17 protein-coding genes are annotated in these 17,582 nt (G+C 71.2%); 12 read left to right on the forward strand and 5 right to left on the reverse strand.

Annotation, left to right across the window (positions count from 1 at the left end; all coding sequences use genetic code 11):
- A partial coding sequence (locus ACJA3G_RS11075) for a glycosyl hydrolase family 28-related protein (protein WP_406552750.1) occupies positions 1-1,449 on the forward strand: 1,449 nt, incomplete at its 5' end.
- Here the strand turns inward: ACJA3G_RS11075 and ACJA3G_RS11080 are convergent.
- Positions 1,403-2,677 carry an MDR family MFS transporter gene (locus tag ACJA3G_RS11080; RefSeq protein WP_406552751.1) on the reverse strand — a complete coding sequence of 425 codons (1,275 nt, stop codon included), beginning with the start codon at positions 2,675-2,677 and terminating at the stop codon, positions 1,403-1,405. The two genes, ACJA3G_RS11075 and ACJA3G_RS11080, sit on opposite strands and share 47 nt — an antisense overlap.
- A 197-nt stretch (positions 2,678-2,874) precedes the next feature.
- Between ACJA3G_RS11080 and ACJA3G_RS11085 the strand changes: the two genes are divergently transcribed.
- Positions 2,875-3,636 carry a phosphoglyceromutase gene (locus ACJA3G_RS11085; RefSeq protein WP_406552752.1) on the forward strand — a complete coding sequence of 254 codons (762 nt, stop codon included), beginning with the start codon at positions 2,875-2,877 and terminating at the stop codon, positions 3,634-3,636.
- A 521-nt stretch (positions 3,637-4,157) separates the two neighbouring features.
- Here the strand turns inward: ACJA3G_RS11085 and ACJA3G_RS11090 are convergent.
- Together ACJA3G_RS11090 and ACJA3G_RS11095 are read right to left on the reverse strand one after the other, a co-directional pair.
- A complete protein-coding gene (locus ACJA3G_RS11090) occupies positions 4,158-5,387 on the reverse strand; it encodes a helix-turn-helix domain-containing protein (RefSeq protein ID WP_406552753.1) in 1,230 nt (409 codons plus the stop codon).
- A complete protein-coding gene (locus ACJA3G_RS11095) occupies positions 5,377-5,691 on the reverse strand; it encodes a putative quinol monooxygenase (RefSeq protein ID WP_406552754.1) in 315 nt (104 codons plus the stop codon). The genes ACJA3G_RS11090 and ACJA3G_RS11095 overlap by 11 nt, the downstream gene beginning before the upstream one ends.
- A gap of 213 nt (positions 5,692-5,904) precedes the next feature.
- Between ACJA3G_RS11095 and ACJA3G_RS11100 the strand changes: the two genes are divergently transcribed.
- Positions 5,905-6,312: an ATP-binding protein gene (locus ACJA3G_RS11100; RefSeq protein ID WP_406552755.1), complete on the forward strand. Its 408-nt coding sequence runs from the start codon at positions 5,905-5,907 to the stop codon at positions 6,310-6,312.
- Between the two features lie 94 nt (positions 6,313-6,406).
- Positions 6,407-6,784: a hypothetical protein gene (locus ACJA3G_RS11105; protein WP_406552764.1), complete on the forward strand. Its 378-nt coding sequence runs from the start codon at positions 6,407-6,409 to the stop codon at positions 6,782-6,784.
- A gap of 366 nt (positions 6,785-7,150) precedes the next feature.
- Here the strand turns inward: ACJA3G_RS11105 and phoU are convergent, their stop codons facing one another.
- Positions 7,151-7,870, reverse strand: a complete 720-nt coding sequence (phoU, locus tag ACJA3G_RS11110) for a phosphate signaling complex protein PhoU (protein ID WP_406552756.1) — start codon at positions 7,868-7,870, stop codon at positions 7,151-7,153.
- Positions 7,871-8,082: 212 nt separating this feature from the next.
- Here phoU and ACJA3G_RS11115 point away from each other — a divergent pair, with 212 nt between their 5' ends.
- Positions 8,083-9,360: a sensor histidine kinase gene (locus ACJA3G_RS11115; RefSeq protein ID WP_406552757.1), complete on the forward strand. Its 1,278-nt coding sequence runs from the start codon at positions 8,083-8,085 to the stop codon at positions 9,358-9,360.
- A complete protein-coding gene (locus tag ACJA3G_RS11120) occupies positions 9,357-10,037 on the forward strand; it encodes a response regulator transcription factor (protein ID WP_031183999.1) in 681 nt (226 codons plus the stop codon). Before ACJA3G_RS11115 ends, ACJA3G_RS11120 begins: the two co-directional genes overlap by 4 nt.
- Positions 10,038-10,155: 118 nt before the next feature.
- Here the strand turns inward: ACJA3G_RS11120 and ACJA3G_RS11125 are convergent, their stop codons facing one another.
- On the reverse strand, positions 10,156-10,839 hold the full coding sequence (locus ACJA3G_RS11125; RefSeq protein ID WP_406552758.1) for a DUF461 domain-containing protein: 684 nt from the start codon (positions 10,837-10,839) through the stop codon (positions 10,156-10,158).
- Between the two features lie 629 nt (positions 10,840-11,468).
- On the opposite strand from ACJA3G_RS11125, the gene ACJA3G_RS11130 reads away from it, so the two are divergent.
- From ACJA3G_RS11130 to ACJA3G_RS11155, 6 genes are all read left to right on the forward strand, one after another.
- Positions 11,469-11,951, forward strand: a complete 483-nt coding sequence (locus ACJA3G_RS11130) for a CarD family transcriptional regulator (protein ID WP_003953493.1) — start codon at positions 11,469-11,471, stop codon at positions 11,949-11,951.
- Between the two features lie 251 nt (positions 11,952-12,202).
- Positions 12,203-12,940: a 2-C-methyl-D-erythritol 4-phosphate cytidylyltransferase gene (ispD, locus tag ACJA3G_RS11135; RefSeq protein WP_406552759.1), complete on the forward strand. Its 738-nt coding sequence runs from the start codon at positions 12,203-12,205 to the stop codon at positions 12,938-12,940.
- Positions 12,930-13,457, forward strand: coding sequence for a 2-C-methyl-D-erythritol 2,4-cyclodiphosphate synthase (gene ispF, locus ACJA3G_RS11140; RefSeq protein WP_406552760.1), 528 nt, complete (start codon positions 12,930-12,932; stop codon positions 13,455-13,457). Before ispD ends, ispF begins: the two co-directional genes overlap by 11 nt.
- Before the next feature lie 144 nt (positions 13,458-13,601).
- Positions 13,602-14,999 (forward strand): cysteine--tRNA ligase, encoded by a 1,398-nt coding sequence (gene cysS, locus ACJA3G_RS11145; protein WP_406552761.1) that lies wholly within the window; start codon positions 13,602-13,604, stop codon positions 14,997-14,999.
- 119 nt (positions 15,000-15,118) lie between these two features.
- Entirely contained in the window at positions 15,119-16,078 is a 960-nt protein-coding gene (rlmB, locus tag ACJA3G_RS11150; RefSeq protein WP_406552762.1) for a 23S rRNA (guanosine(2251)-2'-O)-methyltransferase RlmB, read from the forward strand.
- A 102-nt stretch (positions 16,079-16,180) separates the two neighbouring features.
- The coding region (locus ACJA3G_RS11155; protein ID WP_406552763.1) for a DoxX family protein at positions 16,181-17,582 on the forward strand (1,402 nt) is incomplete at its 3' end.

Here is a 17,582-nt window from a genome sequence, read left to right on the forward strand (position 1 = left end):
CGCCCCGTCACCCACCTCTCCCCGGACCCGGCCGCCGACGCCGCCCCCGCCATCAACCGCGCCCTGGAAGAGGCCGGCCGGGCCGGTGGCGGCACCGTGGTCCTGCCGCCGGGCACCTTCCGTATCGACGGGCTGATCCGTATCGCGCACAGCGGCGTCACCCTGCGCGGCGCGGGCAGCGCGCGCACCACGCTGTACGCCACCAGGCACCTCACCGAGCTGATCGGCCCGTACGGCTCCCGCTACGGCGGGGACAAGTCCTCCTGGTCCTGGGCCGGCGGCCTCATCTGGCTGGCGCCAAAGGCCCGTTGGGACGCGCTCGCCGAGGCCATCCGGGCCAGGGCGTGGCCCTTCGAGGGGTGGACCGGCAACAGACGGGACGAGTGGAGCACCCTCGCCACCGTCTCCGCGCCCGCCCCGCGCGGCTCCTGGTCCGTGACCGTCGCCGACGGCTCCCGGCTGCGCCCCGGCGCGCTGGTGCTGCTGCGCCTCGCCGACGACAGCCGCCACACCCTCCTGCAGCACATGTCCGGCGACGGGCCCGGCCCGGCCGCGTACACCTGGGACGACAAGACCAAGCTGACCTCGTACGTCCCGTACGAATGGCCCGTGCGGATCGCGCACGTCCGGCGCCACGCGCGCGGTCACCGCGTCACCCTCGAACGGCCGCTCCCGCTCGACGTGCGCCCCGAGTGGGACCCCCGGCTGACCACCCACGTCCCCGCCCTCACCGACTCCGGAGTGCAGGGCCTCACCCTGGAGGCCGTCGAGACGCCGCAGTCCCCGCACCTCCTGGACAAGGGCTACAACGGCGTCACCCTCCAGTGCGCGTACGACTGCTGGGTCGACGACGTCGTCGTCCGCCATGTCGACAACGGCTTCGGGCTGGTCGCCGCCTCCGCCTGTACGCTCCGGCGTACCCGCGTGGAGGGGCGCGGCTCGCACCATCCGTACTTCTGCCGGGAGGGCTCGCACGACAACCTGGTGGAGGACTTCACCATCGTCCGGCGTACGGTCCCGGCGCGCCCGGACACCCAGCTCCACGGCATCAACGTGGAGGGGCTGTCCAGCCACAACGTCTGGTCGCGCGGCCGGATGGAGATGGGGACCTTCGACTCCCACCGTGGGCTGCCGTTCGCGAACGTACGGACCGAGATCGTGGTGGAGAACGACGGGCGGCACGGCGGCGACGCCTCCGCCGGGCCCCTCTTCGGCGCCCGGTTCACCCACTGGAACATCACCGTCACCAACCACCGCGCGGGACTGGTGAAGATCGACGGCCTCGCCCCGTACAGCGCGACCGTCGGGATCAGCGAGGTCCGGGAGTTCGACCAGATCGACGTCCCCGACTTCACCGGGGACCCGCACTCCCGCCTTGAGGCGTACGGCGCCCCCGGGGCCGTCAGACCACGGAACCTGTACGAAGCTCAGCGCGCTCTGGGGCGCTGACCTTGGCCACCACGTCCTGATCGTCCGTCAGGCCGCGCATCAGCAGCGCGTATCCGGCCGCGGCCACCGTCCCCAGCACCGCGCAGGCCGCCCACAGCCAGTCCGCGCCGAAGCGGTCGACGACGAAGCCGGAGAGGAGCGGGGCGATCAGGGCCGCCACCGACCAGGACATCGTGTACACGCCCTGGTAGCGGCCCCGGCCGTGGACGGGGGAGAGGCGTACCACCAGGCCGGTCTGGGTGGGGGAGTTGACGATCTCGGCCAGCGTCCAGACGCAGATCGTCAGCGCGTACACCGCCACCGAGCCGGCGAACGCGGTGAGCCCGAAGCCGTATCCCGCCAGGAGGGCCGAGACGATCAGCAGCCGGCGCGGGTCGCGGTGTTCGATGGCCCGGGTGACCGGGATCTGGAGGGCGACGATGAGGACGCCGTTGACGGCGATCGCCAGGCCGAAGTCGGCGCTGGAGAAGCCGTCGGCGCCCATCGCCACCGGCAGGCCGACGTAACCCTGCTGGAAGATCAGGGAGATGAGGAAGGAGAGGCCGACCACGCCCATGAAGCGGCCGTCGCGGAAGACCGTGCCGAGGCCGATCTCCGGCTCGCGGTCCTTCTCCCGTACCGTCGGGGCCGCCTCGGGGCGGGACTCGGGCAGCTTGAGGAAGACCAGGACGGCGCAGACCAGGGTCAGCGCGGCCTCGCCGAGGAAGCCCGCCCGGTAGCTGTGCTGGGCGACGAAGCCGGCGCCGGCCGAGGAGACCGCGAACCCGAGGTTGATCGCCCAGTAGTTGAGCGAGAAGGCCCGCATCCGGTCCTCGGGCTTCACGATGTCCGCCATCATCGCCTGGACCGCGGGCCGCGAGGCGTTGGAGGCCATACCGACCAGGAAGGCCACCGCGACGATCGCCGCCGGGTCGGTCATGAAGCCGAGCAGCGCCACCGAGAACGCCGTCGAGGTCTGGGCGATCATCATCGTGGGGCGGCGGCCCAGCCGGTCGGTCAGGACGCCCGCGCCGAGCGAGGAGATGACCCCGCCCAGGCCGTGCAGGGAGACCACCAGACCCGCGTACGAGGCGGAGTAGCCGCGCTCGTGCGTCAGGTACAGGGTCATGAAGGTGGCGACGAACGCCCCGAGCCGGTTGATCAGCGTGCTCGTCCACAGCCACCAGAACTCCCGGGGCAGACCCGAGACGCTCTCCTGTGCTGCTCGTCTGAGACTGGCGACGGACATCGGTTTCCCCCCGGAGCGACGAACGGACAGCACCTTGCGGTGTAAGTGGTGCTGTCGATAGCCGCAACTTACAATTTCGGGGCTCCCGGCCGCTACTCAATTGACGCCGACCGTCAATCGTCCACCTGCCGAGACGTCCGCGGGAGGTCGGTGCCCACGCGCGCGAGGGCCCGGTTGCGTCGATTACGCTCGGACGCATGGCCGACGCACCGTACAAGCTGATCCTCCTCCGCCACGGCGAGAGCGAGTGGAACGAGAAGAACCTGTTCACCGGGTGGGTGGACGTCAACCTCACCGCGAAGGGCGAGAAGGAGGCGGCGCGCGGCGGTGAGCTGCTCAAGGACGCCGGCCTGCTCCCCGACGTGCTGCACACCTCCCTCCAGAAGCGCGCGATCCGCACGGCCCAGCTGGCGCTGGAGTCCGCCGACCGCCACTGGATCCCCGTGCACCGCTCGTGGCGGCTGAACGAGCGCCACTACGGTGCGCTCCAGGGCAAGGACAAGGCGCAGACGCTCGCCGAGTTCGGCGAGGAGCAGTTCATGCTGTGGCGCCGCTCGTACGACACCCCGCCGCCCGCCCTGGCGGACGGCACCGAGTTCTCCCAGTCGGACGACGCGCGCTACGCGACGATCCCGCCGGAGCTGCGTCCGCGCACGGAGTGCCTCAAGGACGTCGTCGTCCGCATGCTGCCGTACTGGTACGACGGCATCGTCCCGGACCTGCTCGCGGGCCGCACGGTCCTGGTGGCGGCGCACGGCAACTCGCTGCGCGCCCTGGTCAAGCACCTCGACGGCGTCTCCGACGCCGACATCGCGGGCCTGAACATCCCGACCGGCATCCCGCTCGTCTACGAGCTGGACGCCGACTTCAAGCCGGTCAACCCCGGCGGCACCTACCTCGACCCGGACGCGGCGGCGGCGGCGATCGAGGCGGTCAAGAACCAGGGCAAGAAGAAGTAAGCGCCCACGGGTAAGCCCCCTGCCTGCGGGTTCTCCGCGGGGAGGGGGCTTCTCGCTGCCTCTGGGCCGTCCCTGGGCCGTCAGGGCGACAGGGCCGTACGCTCTCCGGGCTCCGGCTCTTGTCTCCACTCCGCTCTGGCCCCGGCGCCTTGGAGCGCAGCGACAGCGGACTGGGCGCTGTACACCGACAGACCCCCACGGAGGGTGACAGGTGCCTGGCGCGCCAGAACCCGGCTGTGCCACAAACTCTGCCCGGTCACCACGACGTAGCCGTACGAATCAAGGGGCCGGGCCGTCGACCTCGGTAGCCGACCGTGGACCAGCATCAGGCGATGGCGTCCACGGCGACCGGCGTGACCGCAGCCGCCCGGAAGGCGATGCCATGGCGCTGCCGGCGCTGAACACTGACTCCACGGCCGGGCCACCAGGCCCCGCCAGGGAGACCGGGGAACCAGGGGTCAGGCCCCGGTGACGCCGCTTTCCGGGACGGTGACCTTGATCAGAGAGGGCCGTCCAGTACTTCACGTACCAGTCCACGCTTCGTGTACGCCCGACTCGCCTGCCAAGGCCCGAAGCTCCTCGGAAGGCTGCTGGCTCATGGTCAGCAGGTCTGCCACGATCTGCTTGACGATCGGGAGGGCCCGCACCATCTCAGAGGACAGCCCACGCGCCTTCATCAGTGCCGCTACAGCGTCAGTAACCTGTCGGCGCTGTGCATGGGCCCTCGCCACGTCGATCTGGAACCGTGTCTGCCGCTCTGCGGACAGCCCGGACGCATCGACCGATTGAGCAGCCCGGAGAGCGACGCCGGCGTCGCCGAGGTCGACCGCTACGGCCACTTCGTGCAAGCCGATGTTGGTCGGCCCGAACTCGGTGTTGTAGTCGTTGCGTCCGTCGCCGACCTGTTCGGCCATGGCGCGAGCGTCGCGGAGGTAGCCGTACGCCTCGTCGGCCAGGTTCAGCCGGGCCGCGGCCACGGCCCGTTGCAGAGTCAGCGCTCCGCGGAGCGCCACCGCCTCGACCTGGCCGGAGTCCGCCAAGGGCCCCAGCGCGTCAGCCGCGGTGCCGGACGCCTGAGCTGCTTGCTCGAAGTGTCGTGCGCCGAGGAAGACGATCGAAAGCCGGAATTCACCGGCCGCCATCAGGAGCGGATCGTCGGCCCGCTCGGCGGCGACCACGGCACGGTCGACGGCGATCCAGGCCGCTTCAGGCTCTCCCAGGTTCGCGAGCGCGCCGCTGCACGTGTGGTACATGGCGGCCAGGAGTCGGAACAGCTCGGGACGGTCCGCCTCAGGGACGGACCGCGTCGCCGCCTCCAGCCGGGGAACGAGCCCTTCGAGCAGCTCGGCCAGGTCGGCGTAGTTGCCCTGGTGCGTCAGCTCCCAGGCATGGTCGACCTCTGCGCGAAGCGCCGGCACATCGGGGGAAGTGTGCTGCCGATCGAGGACGGCCTTGAGTGAGTGCGCTGCGCTCAGTACGAGCCGCAGTCGGCCGGCTCCCGGGGATTCCTCCTCAGCCACCGACGCGATGATGGGCGCCTCGGCCGCCAGCTCCGCGATGGGCAGGTCCAGCACCTGGGCGACCTTTTCCAGCACGGTCATGCGGTCGACGCGGCGTACGCCCCGCTCGACCTGGGACACCCATGCTTCGGATCGCTCCAGCAGGCCGGCGAACTCCTTCTGCGAGAGTCCGCGCCGCTTGCGATGGAAGGCGATCTTGCGGCCCAGCGCTTTCTGATACTCAGTGCTCAACGTCGACGCCCTTGCCGGACACGAAGTCCAGACGGTCGACCTCTGTCGCCGCAAGGTACTGGTCCCGCTCGGACAGGAACGCTCGCACGTAGTCCTTCGACTCGTGCTCCTCGAAGGCGTCCTTGTCCCGGTACAGCTCGTAGAAGATCCGCTCCAGCGGACGCCCGTCAACGCGGTGCACGGCGTAGATCACCGTTCCGGGCTCGTTCGCGCGGATCAGCTCTCCGGTCCGCGCCACAAGGGCGTCGAAGGCTGCCGCCGACAACTCGTCCTTGCAGGTGAAACGCACCATCAGTCCGAACATGCGAGGTCCTCTCTCCATCGGCATCCAGGCCGGCACCAGACCACCTGACGAACGCTATGCGCTGACTGCCCGTACGAAAAGTGCGAACCCGCACTCCCGGTACGCACATATTCGGTACGGTGCTAGTACTAATTGTACGGCCCTGCGTGGTCCGTGTCAGCCGGCCGACCTGGCTGGCCCGGAGGACAGCAGGTCACCGCCATGGAGGACGCCATGCCCACCCACGGACGCACCTTCCTCGGGGATCCTCAAGAACTCAGCGCCGCACGCCGCTGGACCCGCGCCACGCTGGACGGCCACCCGCACTCGGACGATGCCGCACTGATCGTCACGGAACTCGGCACCAACGCGCTCGCCCACACGGCCAGCGGCGACGGCACCTTTCACGTCCGGCTCACCGTGTCCGAACGGGCGATCACGATCACGGTGACCGACTCGGGCGGCACGGAAACCGCTCCCGAGGTCCAGCACCCACCCCTCAACTCCACCCACGGCCGCGGACTCGCCTTGGTCACCGCGCTTGCAGACAGCGTGACGATCCAAGGTGACGACTCGGGCCGGACGGTCACCGCCGAACTACGCGTCCGCGCAGACGTCGAGGAGCCGGCGCGGTGCCTCTGAACCCCGAGCGGGACGCCCACTGGGCCGACGTGCCCAAGGGAAGCGAAGGAAACAACGTCGGGTCCACGGGCGCCGCAGGAGGCCACGGGTGCCCATGAAGCAACCGCGACACGGCTACTGGTGCGAGTGCTGGACCGAAGACCTCACCGAGCAGCGAAGGCCGGCCCTGCTCGCGTCCTTCGACGCCTGTACGGCACCTCAGGCCGACCGATGGGTCGCAGTCACGTTGCGCACGATTTCTCCGGCTCTCGACGGAGACGCATCGGACGCCGCTTGGGAGTGGCTGTACGACAGTCACGTCGAGACCAGACGAGCGCTTCTGCGCGCCGAGCCCTGCACGGTGTCAGTGACCCACGAGGACATACGCATCACGTGGACGATCCGACCCGTGATCTTTCTGCCGCTCGCACACCGCCTGGGCACCGAACTCCAAGGCTGCGCACATGCCTTCAAGCCTCCGACGTCCGACTGAGCAACAACCTTCTCGGCATGGCGATCAGCCGCCTGATGTACTGGGGGGCGTGGTCGGCCGACGCACCCCCGCGCGCGCGAAGGGCCCCGTCCGGCAGCCGGGCGGGGCCCCTCTCGTGCCGCTCGCTCAGCAGCCGCCGCCGCACTGGCAGGCGCCGCCCGACTGGCAGCCGCACTGGCAGTTGGGGCCGCAGCTGCAGTTCGAGGCGGTGGGGGTCGGGGTCGGGGTATCGGTCATGGTCCCTCCCGGGGTTGGGGGTACGCGCACACCTTCCTCCATTGGATGCCCAGGGGGGCAGGCGCATCAACGGCGCGCGCACATCCCCTTCGCGCGCCGTGCGTGCTCCGGGACGCCCCGAACCGTGCCCTACGCGCCCGCGGCGCCCGCGGCGCCCTCGGCGCCCTCGATGGGGTGCGTCTCCACCTGCACCGGAGGCTGGAGCTCGTCCGCGTGCTCGCCGGTGACCAGGTACACGACCCGCTTGGCGACCGAGACGGCGTGGTCGGCGAAGCGCTCGTAGTAGCGGCCGAGCAGCGTCACGTCGACGGCCGTCTCGATGCCGTGCTTCCAGCGGTCGTCCATCAGGTGCTGGAAGAGCGTGCGGTGCAGCAGGTCCATCTCGTCGTCGTCCTGCTCCAGCTGGAGCGCGAGGTCGACGTCCTTGGTGATGATCACCTCGGCGGCCTTCGCCATCAGGCGCTGGGCCAGCTGGCCCATCTCCAGGATGGTGGCGTGCAGGTCGTGCGGGACCGCCCGCGCCGGGTAGCGCAGCCGGGTCAGCTTCGCCACGTGCTGGGCCAGGTCGCCCGAGCGCTCCAGGTCGGCGCTCATCCGGAGCGAGGTCACCACGATCCGCAGGTCGGTGGCGACCGGCTGCTGGCGGGCCAGCAGGGCTATCGCCCGCGCCTCCAGGTCGTGCTGGAGGTCGTCGACCTTCTGGTCGGCGGCGATCACACTCTCGGCGAGCTTGAGATCGGCGTCGAGCATGGCCGTCGTGGCGCGCCCGATCGCCGACCCGACGAGACGGGCCATCTCGACCAGGCCCTCGCCGATCGAGTCCAGTTCCTCGTGGTACGCGTCCCGCATGGGTGTCCCTCTTTCGATGACTCCGGGCTATGACTCCGGGGGAGGCGGGGGATGCCGCGCCCCCCACGCTCCCACGCTCCGTGGGCTACGCGTCCGATTCGGCCACACCAAGTGAACCAGCACTATCACCATGGTGAACTCTGGGCGACGAACGTTCGAGCAGGCACCCGGATGGCTGGGAGAGTGTCGGCGCGCCCGCATAACCTGGATGCATGGACGTGAACGCGGCGGTCGCCGCAGCTGCAGCGATCGCCGGGTTGTGCACCGGCGTCATCGCCATGCTGGCGTTCCGCTGGAGCGAGCGCGACCAGGCGCGGCCCACCCGGACATCCCTGCACACGGACGCGGTCCTGCCGCCCGGCGTGGACACCGTGCTCTCGGTGCTCCGCTCCTCGGCGGTGGTCCTCGACGAGAGCGACTCGGTGGTCAAGGCCAGCTCCGCGGCGTACGCCCTGGGGCTGGTCAGGGGCGGGAAGCTGGCCGTGGAGCCGATGCTCCACATGGCCCGCGACACCCGCCGCGACGGTGAGATACGGCAGGTGGAGCTGGACCTGCCGCGCCGGGGCACCGGCCGGGGCGAGGCGCTGGCGGTCTCCGCCCGGGTCGCCCCGCTCGGCTCCCGCCTGGTGCTGCTCCTGGTCGAGGACCTCACCGAGGCGCGCCGCATCGAGGCGGTGCGGCGCGACTTCGTCGCCAACGTCAGCCATGAGCTCAAGACCCCGGTCGGCGCGCTCTCCCTGCTCTCCGAGGCCGTCATGGACGCCTCGGACGACCCCGAGGCGATCACCCGCTTCGCGGGCCGGATGCAGATCGAGGCGAACCGGCTGACCAATCTGGTCCAGGAGCTCATCGACCTCTCCCGGGTGCAGAACGACGACCCGCTGGAGGACGCCGAGCCGGTCCGGGTCGACGAGCTGGTGGCCGAGGCCATCGACCGCTCCCGCCACCCCGCGTCCACCAAGCAGATCACCATGGCGGCGGGCGGCACGGCGGACCTGTACGTATGGGGCCACCGCGGCCAGCTCGCCGCCGCCCTCGGCAATCTCGTCGAGAACGCCGTCAACTACTCCCCGGCCAGGACCAGGGTCGGCATCGCGGGCCGCCGCGTCGCCGCGCCCGGCGGGGACCTGATCGAGATAGCCGTGACCGACCAGGGCATAGGCATCTCGGAGAAGGACCGGGAGCGCGTCTTCGAGCGCTTCTACCGCGTCGACCCGGCCCGTTCCCGCGCCACCGGCGGTACGGGCCTGGGCCTGGCCATCGTCAAGCACGTGGCCGCCTCGCACGGCGGGGAGGTCACGGTGTGGAGCTCCGAGGGACAGGGCTCCACCTTCACCCTGAGGCTGCCGGAGGCCGGCGCCGTACGGGACCGCGCCGCCCCCGACCCGGCTGGACCGGACGACGACGCCGTCGACGAGCCGCCGTACGACACCTTCCCCACCGCGCACGACTCCACCACTGTGCCCCATGCCCCGGAGGTCCTTCCGTGACCCGAGTGCTCGTCGTCGAGGACGAGGAATCGTTCAGCGACGCCCTGTCCTACATGCTCCGCAAAGAGGGCTTCGAGGTCGCCGTGGCGGCCACCGGGCCCGACGGGCTGGACGAGTTCGAGCGCAACGGCGCCGACCTCGTGCTGCTCGACCTGATGCTGCCGGGGCTGCCCGGCACGGAGGTCTGCCGCCAGCTGCGCGGTCGCTCCAACGTCCCGGTGATCATGGTCACCGCCAAGGACAGCGAGATCGACAAGGTGGTGGGCCTCGAAATAGGGGCCGACGACTACGTCACCAAGCCCTTCTCCTCCCGGGAGCTGGTCGCCCGTATCCGCGCGGTGCTGCGCCGTCGCGGGGAGCCCGAGGAGGTCACCCCGGCGGCCCTGGAGGCGGGCCCGGTCCGGATGGACGTGGACCGCCACGTGGTGACGGTCTCCGGCGCCAAGGTCGACCTGCCGCTGAAGGAGTTCGACCTCCTGGAGATGCTGCTGCGCAACGCGGGCCGTGTCCTGACCCGTATGCAGCTGATCGACAGAGTCTGGGGCGCGGACTACGTCGGCGACACCAAGACCCTCGACGTCCACGTCAAGCGTCTGCGCGCCAAGATCGAGCCCGACCCCGGAGCGCCGCGGTATCTGGTGACGGTGCGGGGGCTGGGTTACAAGTTCGAGCCGTAGGCCGCCCGCCGGGGCGCGCGGCGGGGGCATCCGAGCCGTACGCGCGCGTCCCGTACGCCACACGCGGGAGGGGCCCAGGACAGCTGTCCTGGGCCCCTCCTTGCTGCGTACGCGTACGTCAGTGGGCCGCACCCGTGGTCGCGCCGCCGGACGGCTTGACGCCCTTGGCCGGGGTGTTCGACGGCTTGCCCGACGGCTTGCCGCTCGTGGTGGCACCCGGCGTCGTACCGGCCTCCGGAGAGGTGGCCGGGCCCGGCCCGGCCGGCGTGGCCGCCGGGGGCTTGGGGAGCTCGCTCGGGCCGTAGCCCTCGAAGTAGCTGGTGGACGGGATCACGAAGGCGCGCAGCGTCACGTCGCCGGCCTTGCTCAGCTGGAAGGTGACCGGCTGGGCGTCGCCGTTGCGGGCGGCCTCCTTGCCGTTCTCGACGACGGCGGACGCGTTGTCCTTGCCGCCGAGGATCAGCGAGCCGTGCGGGGGCACGGTGAGCGCCTTCTGGCCCTTGCCGGGGGTGAGCTTCACCGTGGCGCCCGAGGACGCGAGCTTGACCGCGTCGAGCGTCTGCGGCTCGGCGCCGTTGTTGAAGAGGGTCGCCGCGATGACGGCCGGCCCGGCGGCGTCCGCCTTCGGCTGGGTCAGGACGGTCGCGTTCTGGATCTTGATGTCACCGACCTTGACGGCGGCGTTGTCCGGCTTCACTTCGAGCGTCTGCGCGTCGTTGCCCGCCGAGCAGGCGGCGAGGGAGGCGAGCGAGAACGCGATGGCAGAGGCGGCGAGGGCGCCGCGTCGAAGGCTGCGGCTCACGGCGGCGGCAACTCCTTGGACGTAAGGACATCTAAAGGACGGCAAAGTCTGTGTCAGCTGGCTTAGGTTACCGAGCCGTCCCGGCGAGCCCGCACCCGACCCGCCCCTGTGCGCCGGCGGGCCGCGCGGGGAGCCGTACGCCGTTCGAGGCGCGCCCGCCGAGCGCGCCTCCACAACTCTCCCCACAACCTCCCCCGGACCTCCGCACCCGCTCTGATCTCGATGTTTCCCGTGCCGTTCACATATCGCGGGTGATCAATTCCCCGGACCACCACGTATTCCTTACCGAAAACCTCCCGGTCCGCCCCCGGTGATCAATTCGCGAAAAAGTCGCGGTCCCGCCGAACGGGTGACCGATCACCGAACGGAGCAGTGGAAGTTCACCGCTTGGAACCCGACAAAACGGGATGTTCGGGGCAACGGAAGGGGGTTGCGAAGAGTGTCACGGGCATGTTTCCCTGCCCCCGCACAGCCGCTCCGACCTGCGAATACCCCTTCCCGCGAGCCCTCCGCAGCACGTTCCTGTTGCTGTTGTCAAGCCCCGAGATATGCCCTGACCTGCGAAAACGCCATTCAGAACAGGCTGTTCTCGTGTTACTCTGGATAGCCACGGAAGGGGTACCTGTCACATGACGTTCAAGGTTGGCGACACCGTGGTCTATCCCCATCACGGGGCCGCGCTGATCGAGGCCATCGAAACTCGCCAGATCAAAGGCGTGGACAAGACCTACTTGGTGCTCAAGGTCGCCCAGGGCGATCTGACGGTGCGCGTACCCGCGGACAATGCGGAGTTCGTAGGCGTGCGCGATGTGGTCGGGCAGGACGGGCTGGACCGGGTCTTCGAGGTGCTGCGCGCACCGTACGCGGAAGAGCCCACGAACTGGTCCCGTCGCTACAAGGCAAATCTGGAGAAGCTCGCCTCCGGCGATGTCATCAAGGTCGCGGAAGTAGTGCGCGACCTGTGGCGTCGTGAGCGCGAGCGCGGACTCTCCGCAGGTGAGAAGCGCATGCTCGCCAAGGCGCGCCAGATCCTGGTGAGCGAGCTGGCCCTCGCTGAGAACACCAACGAAGACAAGGCCGAGGCCCTCCTCGACGAGGTTCTCGCGTCCTGACACCGGCCATTCCGGGGGCTGCGCCTCCCGGCCGGCCAGTAATTGCCGCGGTGCCCGCTGACCAGCAGTGACCCAACTGCTGCGTCGCCGGGCGCTGCGGCATGTTCGGACATCATTCGTACGCCCACGGCACCCGCTGTCGGCTCGCCGCGCCGGGCAGAGCGCCCGACCGGTCGTCACGGAAGGGGCCGGTCAGGGGCGTCGCGCCCGGCTTGCTGAGGCCATACCCATGTCGCCGAAGGACACAAACCTTGTCTGAGGAAACGCGCGTTTTCCGCACCGCGGCCGTGATCCCCGCGGCCGGCCGCGGCGTGCGGCTCGGCCCGGGCGCCCCCAAAGCGCTCCGCGCGCTGAACGGCACGCCCATGCTCATCCACGCCGTCCGCGCGATGGCCGCCTCCCGCGCCGTCTCGCTCGTGGTCGTCGTGGCCCCGCCCGACGGCGCCACCGAGGTCAGGAACCTGCTGGCCGAGCACGCCCTCCCGGAGCGGACGGACTTCGTCGTGGTACCCGGGGGCGAGAGCCGCCAGGAGTCCGTGCGGCTGGGCCTGGCCGCGCTGCCGTCCGGCATCGACGTCGTCCTCGTCCATGACGCGGCCCGCCCGCTGGTGCCGGTGGACACGGTCGACGCGGTGATCGAGGCGGTACGGGACGGGGCCCCGGCCGTCGTCCCCGCGCTGCCGCTGGCCGACACCGTCAAGGAGGTCGAGCCGCGCACCGACGGCACCCCCGAGCCGGTGCTCGCCACGCCCGACCGGTCCCGGCTGCGCGCGGTCCAGACCCCGCAGGGCTTCGACCACGCCACGCTGGTGCGCGCCCACGAGAGCGTCCGCGGCGAAGTCACGGACGACGCCTCCATGGTCGAGCGGCTCGGCCTGAAGGTCGTCGTCGTGCCCGGCCACGAGGAGGCCTTCAAGGTCACCCGCCCGCTGGACCTGGTCCTGGCGGAGGCGGTCCTGGCGCGCAGGAGGGCCAACGATGGCTTCTGAGACGTCTCCGGCGGCCCCGGCCCCTTCCCCGCAGGCACCGGTGATCCCGCAGGTCGGCATCGGCACCGACATCCACGCCTTCGAGGAGGGCCGCGAGCTGTGGTGCGCGGGCCTGCTCTGGGAGGGAGAGGGCCCCGGCCTCGCGGGCCACTCCGACGCCGACGTCGTCGCGCACGCCGCCTGCAACGCGCTGTTCTCGGCGGCGGGCCTCGGCGACCTCGGCGCCCACTTCGGCACCGGGCGCCCCGAGTGGTCGGGCGCCTCCGGGGTCACCCTCCTCACCGAGGCGGCCCGGATCGTCCGGGCCGCGGGCTTCGGCATCGGCAACGTGGCCGTCCAGGTCGTCGGCCCCCGCCCGAAGATCGGCAAGCGGCGCGACGAGGCGCAGAAGGTGCTCTCCGACGCGGTCGGCGCGCCGGTCTCGGTCTCCGGCGCCACCACCGACGGCCTCGGCTTCCCCGGCCGCGGCGACGGCCTCGCCGCCATCGCCACGGCGCTGGTCCACCGGACCGGCTGAACAGGCCCCGGTGACCGCCGCGAAGCCCGCGGCCGGGCCCGCCGCGACGGCCGTCCCGGCCCGCCGGAAAAGCTTCTGTCACACTTCGGTGCCCCGTGGCCCAAGGGTCGCGGGGCACCGCCACGGGCCCACTACCCTGGACCCGTGACTATTCGCCTGTACGACACCAGCGCCCGGCAGATCCGTGATTTCACCCCGCTCGTGCCGGGCTGTGTCTCGATCTACCTCTGTGGCGCGACCGTGCAGGCCGCCCCGCACATCGGGCACGTCCGCTCCTACCTCAACTTCGACATCGCGCGCCGCTGGTTCCAGTACCGCGGCTACGACGTCACGTTCATCCGCAACGTCACCGACATCGACGACAAGATCATCACCAAGTCGGCCGAGCAGGGCCGCCCCTGGTGGTCGATCGGCTACGAGAACGAGCGCGCCTTCAACGACGGCTACCAGGCACTCGGCTGCCTGCCGCCCACCTACGAGCCGCGCGCGACCGGGCACGTCCCCGAGATGATCGAGATGATGCGCGGTCTGATCGAGCGCGGCCACGCGTACGAGGCCGACGGCAGCGTCTACTTCGACGTGCGCTCCTTCCCCGGCTATCTGGAGCTGTCCAACCAGGACATCGACGACCTGCGCCAGCCCGACGAGGGCGTCGCGGGCAAGCGCGACCCGCGCGACTTCGCCATGTGGAAGGCGTCCAGGCCGGGCGAGCCCGACTGGGAGACGCCCTGGGGCCGCGGCCGTCCCGGCTGGCACCTGGAGTGCTCGGCGATGGCCCACAAGTACCTGGGCAGCGCCTTCGACATCCACGGCGGCGGCCGTGACCTGATCTTCCCGCACCACGAGAACGAGATCGCCCAGGCCAAGGCGTACGGCGACGACTTCGCCGCGTACTGGATGCACAACGCCTGGGTCACCATGGCCGGCGAGAAGATGTCCAAGTCGCTGGGCAACTCGGTGCTCGTCTCCGACATGGTCCAGCGGTGGCGCCCCATCGTGCTCCGCTACTACCTGGGCACCCCGCACTACCGCTCCACCATCGAGTACAGCGAGGAGGCCCTGCGCGAGGCCGAGTCGGCGTTCGCGCGCATCGAGGGCTTCGTCCAGCGCGTGGTCGAGAAGGCGGGGGGCGTGGTCGAGCCCGCCGCCGAGGTGCCGCCCGCGTTCGCCGAGGCGATGGACGACGACCTGGGCGTCCCGCAGGCGCTCGCGATCGTCCACACCGCGGTCCGCCAGGGCAACAGCGCGCTGGCCGCCGACGACAAGGAAGAGGCCGTCGCCCGTCTCGCCGAGGTCCGCGCCATGCTCGCCGTCCTCGGTCTGGACCCGCTGGACGCCCACTGGGCGGGCGAGGCCGACCGCGGCGACGACCTGCACGGGGCCGTCGACACGCTCGTACGGCTGGTGCTCGAACAGCGCGAGGCGGCCCGTGCCCGCAAGGACTGGGCCACCGCGGACGCCATCCGCGACCAGCTGACCCAGTCCGGCCTCGTCATCGAGGACAGCCCCAGCGGCCCCCGCTGGACCCTCGGCCCCCGCTGACGGGCAGGCGCGATGTGCCGCCCGGGCGACTGGGCGGCACACTTCATATACGTACGTACGCAGGACCCGCGGAAGCCACGACGCCCCGTAGGTCGCTCAATCACGGAAACAGGTAGGTCATGGCCGGGAACAGCCAGCGCAGGAACCGCCGCACGTCCAACAAGAAGGGCGCGACGGTCGGCAGCGGTGGCCAGCGGCGCCGGGGCCTGGAGGGCAGGGGCCCGACGCCGCCCGCGGAGGAGCGCAAGAAGCACAAGAAGAACCGCATCGCCACCGCCAAGGCCAAGCAGGCCGCGACCCGCCGCCCCGCTCCGCGCCGCGGCGGCCCCAAGGGCACGTCCGAGATGGTCGTGGGCCGCAACCCGGTCTTCGAGGCGCTGCGCGACGGCGTCCCCGCGACCACGCTGTACGTGCAGCAGTACATCGACAACGACGAGCGGGTGCGCGAGGCGCTCCAGCTCGCGGGCGAGCGCGGCAACATCAACCTGATGGAGGCCCCGCGCGCCGAGCTCGACCGGATGACCAACGGGCTCAACCACCAGGGCCTGGTCCTCCAGGTCCCGCCGTACGAGTACGCGCACCCGCAGGACCTGCTGGAGGCGGCGTACGACAACCACGACGAGCCGCTGATCGTCGCCCTCGACGGCGTCACCGACCCGCGCAACCTCGGCGCGATCGTCCGCTCCACCTCCGCCTTCGGCGGGCACGGCGTGGTCGTGCCCGAGCGCCGCGCGGCCGGGATGACGGCCGGCGCCTGGAAGTCCTCGGCCGGCACCGCCGCCCGTACGCCGGTCTCGCGCGTCACCAACCTGACGCGCGCCCTGGAGGACTACAAGAAGGCCGGTGTCACCATCGTCGGTCTCGCCGCCGACGGCGAGCACACCGTCGAGCAGCTGGAGGCGCTGGCCGGTCCGGTCGTCATCGTGATCGGCAGCGAGGGCAAGGGCCTGGGCCGCCTGGTCGGCGAGACCTGCGACTACCGGGTGCGGATCTCGATGCCGGGCGGCGCCGAGTCGCTGAACGCCGGTGTCGCGGCGGGCATCGTGCTCTACGAGGCGGCGCGCCGGCGCAAGGGCTGACGCCGATCCGCCGGGCCGCCCGTCCGGAGTAGGTGATCTTGACGGGCCTCGGACAGATCGCAGCTGTCAAGGCAGTGTCCTAAACCACCATCACTCGGTTAGATGAGTGTGGACACCAGAACGCCCCGGCCCGGGTTCGACGATCAGCCTGCCCTGAGTATGGTCAAGGTGGACTCCGACCCGGCGCAGGTCATCGTCAACCACGCCAGTTTCCGGGTGCACTTCGCCCCGAAGGCCCAGTCGAAGCGCCCTCCGAGGGATCCGGCGAGGATGCCGGGCGCCCCCGGGGCGGCCCGCCGCCGGGCCCCGGTGGTGTGGAGCGGCCGGGCGGCGCCCGGGGCGACCGGCCTGTTGCAGGCGGTGCGCGGCCTGGACGCGACGGCGGCGCCGGGCGAGGCGCTCGACGTGGGCAACACCCAGGTCATCCCGCGCGTCGACGAGGACACCAGGCCGACGCCGGTCGTGGTGGGCCCGCGCGCGCCGATGTCGGACTCCGGGGGCGGCGCCGGGACGGCCCTGTTCCAGGCGGTCCGCCAAGGGGCGTACGGGGACGGCGGGTTCGACGAGTTCGAGCGCGGCTACGGCTACGGAGACGGCGACGGCGACGAGGGGACCGACGGGCCCGACGGGTCCGACGGCTCCGGGCAGCGCGGCCAGCGGCACGCCGGGGACCAGGTCCGCCACGCGTACTACCCGGGCCGCCGGATGAACCTCGGCGTGGTCCTCCTCCCGCTCCGCGTCTTCCTCGGCTTCATCTCCGTGTACGCGGGGATGGGCAAGCTCTGCGACCCCGTCTACTTCGACGGCGGCGAGCGCGGCTCGATGATGAAGTGGCTGAACTCGCTGCATCCGTGGGCCCTCGCCGAGCCGCTGCGCACCTTCGCGCTCCAGCATCCGGTCGGGGCGGGCCTGTCGGTGGCCTTCCTCCAGATCGTGGTGGGCGTGCTGACCATGCTGGGCCTGTGGCAGCGGGTCGCGGCGGTCTTCGGGGCGCTGCTCTCGGCGGCCCTGCTGCTGACGGTGAGCTGGCAGACGGTCCCGGCGTACGACGCGCCGGACTTCATCTACCTCGCCGCCTGGTCCCCGCTGATCACGGCGGGCGCGCCGGTGTACTCGCTGGACGCCCGCCTCTCCGGTGAGGCCTGGCGCCGTCTCGGCCCGCGCTCCACGCTGTGGGAGCTGCGGCGGCGGGTGCTGCGGCGGGGCAGTGTGATGGCGACCGTGGTGGTCGGGCTGACGCTGCTGATCGGCTCGCTGCTGGGCGGGGCGGTGCGCTCCACCGAGATGGTGACGGTGCCGGGTCCGCACTCCGACCCCACCAACTACCTCCCGGGCACGCCGCTGGCGCCCACGCCGCACACCCCGGCCGTACACCGCCCCGGCCCGCCCAAGCCGTCCGTGAGCGGCTCGGCCAAGCCGTCGGCGAAGCCGTCGAAGCGGGCGGCGTCGAAGTCGGTACGGGAGTCGGGGACGGTGGGGGGTGTGCCGAGCCAGACGTCCCAGG

Source organism: Streptomyces sp. YS-3 (genome assembly GCF_045257485.1).
Classification (GTDB): domain Bacteria; phylum Actinomycetota; class Actinomycetes; order Streptomycetales; family Streptomycetaceae; genus Streptomyces.